General features: G+C 60.3%; 5 protein-coding genes. 4 read left to right on the top strand and 1 reads right to left on the bottom strand.

Annotated elements, in window-relative coordinates:
* Positions 1-32: 32 nt before the first annotated feature.
* Entirely contained in the window at positions 33-938 is a 906-nt protein-coding gene (locus tag HX818_RS00945; protein ID WP_003209844.1) for a LysR family transcriptional regulator, read from the top strand.
* On the opposite strand, the gene HX818_RS00950 is transcribed toward HX818_RS00945, so the two are convergent.
* The gene (locus HX818_RS00950; protein WP_177019306.1) at positions 935-2,893 is read right to left on the bottom strand and encodes a PAS domain-containing sensor histidine kinase; all 1,959 of its coding nucleotides are present in this window, start codon (positions 2,891-2,893) and stop codon (positions 935-937) included. The genes HX818_RS00945 and HX818_RS00950 overlap by 4 nt on opposite strands.
* Positions 2,894-3,252: 359 nt before the next feature.
* Here HX818_RS00950 and HX818_RS00955 point away from each other — a divergent pair, with 359 nt between their 5' ends.
* The 3 genes from HX818_RS00955 to nadA all read left to right on the top strand — a co-directional run bounded on the left by HX818_RS00955 (position 3,253) and on the right by nadA (position 7,517).
* The gene (locus HX818_RS00955; protein WP_008432395.1) at positions 3,253-4,539 is read left to right on the top strand and encodes an OmpP1/FadL family transporter; all 1,287 of its coding nucleotides are present in this window, start codon (positions 3,253-3,255) and stop codon (positions 4,537-4,539) included.
* 128 nt (positions 4,540-4,667) lie between these two features.
* Complete coding sequence (locus tag HX818_RS00960) at positions 4,668-6,239, top strand: lactate dehydrogenase (RefSeq protein WP_218173858.1); 1,572 nt, start codon at positions 4,668-4,670, stop codon at positions 6,237-6,239.
* Positions 6,240-6,458: 219 nt separating this feature from the next.
* Positions 6,459-7,517, top strand: coding sequence for a quinolinate synthase NadA (gene nadA, locus HX818_RS00965; RefSeq protein WP_003209852.1), 1,059 nt, complete (start codon positions 6,459-6,461; stop codon positions 7,515-7,517).
* Positions 7,518-7,825 lie beyond the last annotated feature (308 nt).

Here is a 7,825-nt window from a genome sequence, read left to right on the forward strand (position 1 = left end):
CCAACTTGAATCAAGTCGCAAACGGAATACTCATGAACCTTCGTACGTTGCTGGCCTTTGTCGAAGTAGTTCGCCAGGGCAGCTTCTCACAAGCAGCCGAGGTGGTTTCGCTCACCCAGTCTACCGTCAGCAAGGCGGTCAAGACTCTGGAAGATGAATTGGGCACGCCGCTGTTCAATCGCATCGGCCACAAGAGCGAGCTCACGGCCGCCGGCGAAATTGCCTACCGCCGAGCGCTGGTGTTGCTGGCGGAGCGCAGTGACCTGGTGGCCGAGATCAACGACTTGCTGGGGCTCAAGCGCGGTGTATTGCGCATCGGCTTGCCGCCGGTGGGCAGTGGGGTGCTGTTTGCGGCGATGTTTGCCTTGTATCGACAGCGTTATCCGGAAATCGAGATCGAGCTGATCGAGCATGGCAGCAAGAAGTTGGGCGAATGCCTGGAGGCCGGGGAGGTGGACCTGGCCGCGTTGCTGGTACCGGTGGCGGGAGAATTTGAATATCAGGATGTGCGCGTCGAGCCACTGATGGTGGTGATGCCGATCGACCATCCTTTGGCCGGGCGTAAAAGCGTCGATTTTTCCGACCTGGCTGACTCGCCCTTTATTCTGTTCGAGGCCGGGTTTGCGCTTAACCGGATCATTCTCACAGCCTGCGAGCGCAGAGGCGTAGTCCCGCGTATCACCGCCCGCAGTGCCCAGATCGACTTTATCGTCGACCTGGTTGCCGCAGGCCTGGGTGTCGCGTTTCTACCGAGCATGCTGGCTTACAAACACCTGCACGCCGGCATCGCCCTGATCCAGCTGGACGAGCCCCAGACTGATTGGCACATCGCCCTGGCCTGGCGGCGACAGGCGCACTTGCCACCGGCGGCGCGGGCCTGGCTGGATCTGGCCCTGGAGATGGGGAATGTTCCGGACACGACCCGGCCTGCGGTCTAGCCTTGTGCGACCAGGGGCAGGCGGCTCTTGACGACTTTTTGCAGCAGCAGGGCCAGCACCTCGGTGGAATACGGCTTCTGCAGCAAGACAAAACGGCTGGCCTCTTCCTGGGCGATACGCGCGTATTCATCGTTGTAGCCGGTGGTGAGCACCACCGGCAGCCATGGGTACAAGGCTTCGATTGCGTCCAGCAACTCCAGGCCACTCATGCCGGGCATGGAGATATCGGAGAACACCACCTGGAAGCTTTCCGGGTTGGGGGCCAGGGCTTCCAGCGCGCTGTTCGCATCCGGCACCCACAGCACGTGAAAGCCCATCTGTTCCAGGGTTTGCGAGGTGTACAGGCCCACATCGGCGTTGTCCTCGACCATCAGCACGCACAAGCCTGAGATGATGGGCGAAGCGCTGGTGTCTTGAGGTACCGGCATGGCACTTGGCTCGAGCTTGGGCAGGTACAGCGTAAATTGGCTACCCCTGCCGCACTCGCTCTGTACCAGGATTTCCCCGCCTGATTGCTTGGCGAAGCCGTACACCTGGGACAAGCCCAGGCCGGTGCCCTGGCCGATACCCTTGGTGGTGTAGAAGGGCTCAAAGATCGCGTCGAGTTTTTCCGGCGGGATACCCGAGCCGGTGTCCGCCAGTTCGATGGTCACGTAATCGGCGACACGTACCGGGTGAGCGCGAACCGAGGGTAGCCAGCTTGCCGTCGAAACGGTGATGGTCAAATGCCCGTTGCCGGCCATGGCATCCCTGGCGTTCACCACCATGTTGACCAGCGCGGTATCGAACTGGCTTTCGTCGGCGTTGATAAAGCAGGCGTCGTCAGGCACCTGGATGCTTACCTTGACCCGCGAGCCGGTCAGGCTGTCCATCATCTCGCCCACCCGCTTTACACTTTCGCCGACGTTGAACACCTCGGGTCGCAAAGCCTGGCGGCGGGCGAATGTGAGCAACTGGGCCGTCAGGCGGGCCGCGCGATCGACCGTGCTGGCGATGGCTTCCACGTATTTCACGCGGCGTGCTTCGCTCAGGGCAGGTGGCTTGAGCAAGTCGGCACAGGACTTGATCACCGTCAGCAGGTTATTGAAATCATGTGCGACACCGCCAGTGAGTTGGCCGATGGCTTCCAGTTTCTGTGACTGACGCAGGGCGTCTTCCGACAGTCGCAGGGCTTCCTTGGCTTCTTCCTCAGCCTGGATATCACGGCCCACGGCGTGGATGTAGTCGCTGTCGGGCACGGCCGTCCAGGCGATCATGCGGTAGCTGCCGTCCTGGTGGCGGTAACGGTTCTTGAAATTGGGGAAGTTCTTGCCATCGCCCAAACGGCTGACCGCCGAGGATGAGACGGCCAGGTCGTCGGGGTGAACCAGGGCCAGCAACTGGCTGCCCACCAGGTCGTTTTCGGCGTGGCCGAGCATGCGTGTCCAGGCCGGGTTCACGGCGGAGATCACACCGTCGAGTTGTGCCACCAGCATCAGGTCCGGCGACAGGCGCCAGATACGGTCGCGATCGCGAGTGCGTTCGACCACCCGCTGTTCCAGGGACTCGTTGAGTTTGCGCAGGGACTCTTCGGCTTCGCGCAGGGGCGTGATGTCCCGGGACACGCAGAGGATTTTCTCCGGCAGGCCGTCACTGCCCATGATCGGGCTGACGTTCACGTGCCACCATTTAAGGTTGCCGGCCAGGGTGTGGGCAGCGCCGACAAAGCTGGCATTGCGACCGGCCTTGGCGGCCTCAACGGCGGCCTTGGCATCGAGATTGCCCTGGTCGTGCCAGAAGTCGGGCCAGGGGCAGCCGCGGATCGCATTGAAGTCGCTGACTTCCATGATCTGCTTGCCGCCTTCGCTCATGAAGGTCAGGCGGGCGTCGAGGTCCAGCACCTTGATGCAATCGTTGATGCTGGCAAGCACGCGTTCGGTGAAGGCTTCGCTGTGGTTGAGGCCCGCGGCGGACAAATCACTCTCGCCAGATTCAGGTGGGCTGTTTGTCTCAGGCCCCGTCCCGATAGTGCTATTCATTTGAGTGCTGCCACGCGTGTTAAATGGCCGTCATCATGTCATTGCGACACTTATATCACCAGCGCCTTCACGCATATTCGATGGCAGGCAATCCGGCCTGCTGCAAGCGTGACGGCGAGATTAAAACCCGTCAGTCATATTCAGGTTCCGGGGTCTGAATAAGTGCTGGAAAAACCGTCGAAGTCTTTGAAAGAAATAGGATTGTCGGACAATTTTGCGCATGAAAAACTCTTCATAATTTGCCCGCTCGAAGATTGGTAGCTTCCTATCGCTGCCCAATAATTCGAGTTCTAATAATGAATAAAAAACTCTTCAAGAGCGCTTTGGCGCTGTCGATTTCCCTTGCCTCCACTTCCTTGTTTGCCGGTGGTTTCGCCCTCAACGAACAAAGCATCAGTTCAATGGGGACCGGTTACGCCGGGCGTTCCTCCTCCGCGGATGACGCCAGCACGGTGTTCGGCAACCCGGCGGGCATGTCTCGCCTCAAGCAGAATGAAGTGAGCATCGGGGCGACCTACCTGGATGCCAAGTCGAACATCAAGGATGCCAGCTCCAGCCAAGGTGGCGTGGACAACCCCGGCACCAACAAAGGCGATATGGTCCCCGGCATCGCCGTACCGATGGGCTACCTGGTGACGCCGATTGATGAACACTGGGCGTTTGGCCTGGGAATCTACGCGCCGTTCGGCCTCGTGACCGACTATGAACACAGCTTCCAGGGCAATGGCTTTGGCAACAAAAGCAAGGTTCAAGTCATCACGGTGCAGCCAACCGTCAGCTATGCCTTCAACGACAAGGTTTCGGTGGGCTTCGGTCCGACCTTCAACCGTATCAGTGGCGAACTGGACTCCAAGGTCCCGGCATTTGGCCTCGGCACGGAAAGCGTAAAGGTCAAGGGCGACGACACCGCCACCGGTTTCAACGCCGGTATCCTGGTGCAGCCGATTGAAAGCACGCGCATTGGTGTGACCTACCACTCGCAGGTTGTGTATCACCTGTCGGGCAAAACCAACGCCTCGGGGGTGCTCACCGACCTGGTGGATGGCGGCCCGCAGCGGTATGACGCCAAGCTGGATGTCACCACGCCGTCGTCCGTGGACTTCTCGGTCACCCATAAACTCAACGATGACTGGACCCTGTACGTCGGCAGCACCTACACCCGCTGGAGCCAGTTGAAGAAGATTACGATCAACAACAGTGGCGTCTCTGACCTCGCCACCGAACTGGCCGGCCTGAACTCCATCACCGAAGAACAGCACTGGCATGACACCTGGTCTCACGCCATCGGCCTGTCGTACCAGTTGAACAAGCAACTGGTGCTGCGTACCGGCTTTTCGGTGGACCAGACGCCCACCAACAACACCGACCGGTCCGTACGTATTCCTACGGGCGATCGCACGGTGTTCAGCTTGGGCGCTGGCTGGACGCCAGTGGATAACCTGACCTTCGACGTCGCTTATTCCTACCTGAAAGAAGAGCCGATCAAGGTCCGCGACAATAATCCGCAACTGGCGCTGACCTACGACGCCAAGTATGAAAACAGCGCCAACGGTTTCGGCGGTTCGGTGACTTACCGCTTCTGATGCACCGGAAGAGGGCAAAGAGTCAGTTTTCTGACATGGCTCTTTGCTAGCAATTGTATCGGTCGCGCTACCAAACCTTCCCTGTCTTGGTTAAATTGGCTGCAATCCAGCTCAAGACAGGGATCGTCATGACTACGCTTTCGCCGATCAGCTCCGCCATCGCCCTTACCAATCGACCCGCCGTTACCCCGCCAGCTACGCAGGCGCCAGAAACGGACGCCGCTGCCGTGCGACCTTCCTCGGTGGTCAGCCTTGGCAATGTCACGGTGGACGTTCAAGCCGAGACGTATTCCCGCAACGGCCAATTGCCCGGCCATGGGCCGATCAATGCCTGGGAAAGTGACAGCGACGATGCGGTCACCAAAGCGATCAGCACGAATTTCCCTGCACTGCCCAGAGGCACAGGCTTCAGCGGCCTGGGCGCCACCCTGATTGAGCAATTTGCGAAGAGCGGTACCGACATTTCCCAGTCGGCGCTGAGCACCAGCTCTTCCAGGACCCAAAGCCCCGCCGAACTCAAGGTTCAACAGGCGCTGCTGCACAGCAGGGCCGACAACCTGGTCAGCCTGACCGTCAAGACGGCCAGCGGCAAGACCGTCACCTTCAGCCTGGCCAGCCAGTTGGGAGGCTTGGCCGCGCAGGCGAAGGTGGACGGTGGCGCCCTCAGCGCCGCCGAACTCAAGGAAGTCGCCAAGTTGGGCGAAGCCTTCCAGGACGCGATCGACGGCCTGGCCGCCCAGCCGCCGAAACTCGAGCTGAGCAAGCTGACGCAGTTTGATTCCAGCGTATTGGCTTCGGTGGACCTCAGCGGCAAATTGAAAGTGAGCAATACTGACGACCTCACGCTTGCATTCCATGCGGACAGCCAGGGCCGCACCACGCGCATGAGTAGCCCGGCGGGGGAAGTGAATCTCTCGGTCGACCTGAAGAACGCCGGCATCCTCGGCAACGCCAAGCAACAGGCAATCGCGCTGAAAAGCTACCTGGCCCAGTTCGACAAGGCCCAGGCGCGGGGCAAGGCCAATGCTGACCTGATGGCGATGTTCAAGGATGCGTTTACCGCCATGAACAGCAACTACCCGCAGAGCGCCAAAGCGCCTGCGCCGCTGACCCGCAGCGCGGCAGATCAAGGCCTGCTGACGGGCCTGGCGGATTTCAAGGCCTCCATCAGCCAGGCGGCCAGCTCCCCCAACCCGGCGCGCCCAGGGGAAACCGATACGTTTGCCTATGGGATTTCCCAGAAAACGCGCATCGGCGGCAATGACCTCTCCAATCGCACGATCGATCAGGTCCAGCGATCAAGCCTCAAGGCCAGTTTCCATCAGGGCCTGGATGGCGGGAAGCCGCCGGCTTTCGATACCAGGCGCGAGTCGCAGAACTACCTCTATGTGCAGGTCGACGACAAGGCCAGCAGTGCGGCGAACATCACCTACAAGGATGGCTTCCTGACCAACGCCTCCGTGGACCAAAGCGCCAGCCAGAACACCCGCACCCAGCGATACGAGATGGCTCGACTGGTTAAAGACAGCGTGGTACCGAACGAGGCCACCGGCCATCGCGACTACCTGGTACTGCTGGAATATGCGGCGCGGGAAGGCAAGAGTGCCAAGGGCGCCGATGAAACCATCCTGAAGGATGCCCTGGCGAACATGCATCAGTGGGCGTTGCTGCAAGACGATCCGTCCGCTTTGCCCGGTTAAACCGGTCGTTGTAAAAAAGGGAAACCCCTGGCCGGGTTTCCCTTTTTCATGCCTGGCCGAATCCCAGATTAGGCTTTTGAAACCATTCGATATTCTGTAGCCTTGCGCAGCTTCACCGTGCTTGATGAACACAATCACTTCGTCCGGCGGCGCCCGAAAGGCTCCAGAGCCGGTGGTACACTCGACTTTCGCGCAACTGCGCCTGCAGGTCTTGCGAACATGACGCAAATTTCCGAACGCCTTCTGGTCCAAGCCCACCTCGACGCCAAGCAGCCCAAGGTGCTGAGCGCCGAAGAAGAGGCGGGCTACCGCGCCGCCATCGCCGCCGAGCTCAAGGCTCAGGACGCGGTGCTGGTGGCACACTTTTACTGCGACCCGGTGATTCAGGCCCTGGCCGAAGAAACCGGTGGTTGTGTGTCCGACTCCCTGGAAATGGCCCGCTTCGGCGCCGCGCACCCGGCCAAGACCGTATTGGTGGCGGGCGTGCGATTCATGGGGGAGACGGCCAAGATCCTCACGCCTGAAAAACGCATCCTGATGCCGACACTGGAAGCCACGTGCTCTCTGGACCTTGGCTGCCCGGTGGATGAGTTCTCGGCATTCTGTGATCAGCACCCTGAGCGCACGGTGGTGGTATATGCCAACACGTCGGCGGCGGTGAAAGCCCGTGCTGATTGGGTGGTGACTTCCAGTTGTGCGCTGGAGATTGTCGAAAGCCTGATGGATAACGGCGAGACGATTATCTGGGGGCCGGACAAGCACCTGGGCACCTATATCCAGCGTCAGACGGGTGCAGACATGTTGCTGTGGGATGGTGCGTGCATCGTGCACGAGGAGTTTAAGTCCAAGCAGTTGGAGGACATGAAAGCGCTGTATCCGGATGCAGCGATTCTGGTGCACCCGGAGTCGCCCACTTCGGTGATCGAGTTGGCGGATGCGGTGGGGTCGACCAGCCAGTTGATCGCGGCGGCGCAGCGGTTGCCGAACAAGACGTTTATCGTGGCCACCGACCGCGGCATTTTCTACAAGATGCAGCAGCTGTGCCCGGACAAGGTGTTTGTCGAGGCGCCGACGGCGGGGAATGGGGCGGCGTGTCGCAGTTGTGCGCATTGCCCGTGGATGGCGATGAATACCCTGGAACGTACGCTGCAGTGCTTGCGTGAGGGGAGTAATGAGATTTTTGTTGAGCCTTCGGTGATTCCGCAGGCGGTTAGGCCGCTGAAGCGGATGTTGGATTTTACTCAGGCGGCTCGGTTGAGGTTGGCGGGGAATGCTTGATTTGCGGTGGGTTGGTTTGTGTACATATCCGTTGCTGCGGTAACGGCCACCTATGGTTCCGCTCTTACAGCGGGTCACTTTTGGCAAACGCCCCAAAAGTAACCAAAAGGTCTTTGCCCCACCACTCGGTGCCTCGCCTAGGCTCGGCATGCCCGCACTCCGGCACGGCTCCGCGGGCCGCCGCGACGGGCCATCCATGGCCCGGCGCGGCTAAATCGGCATCCTTGCCGATTTACCCGCTCCACCGTGCCTACTTGCGGCCATCGTGGTTGACGGGGCCCGCAGATCAAAATCAAAAGCAAGAGCAC

Origin of the sequence: Pseudomonas sp. F9001, from assembly GCF_013385435.1 — a bacterium.
GTDB lineage: Bacteria > Pseudomonadota > Gammaproteobacteria > Pseudomonadales > Pseudomonadaceae > Aquipseudomonas.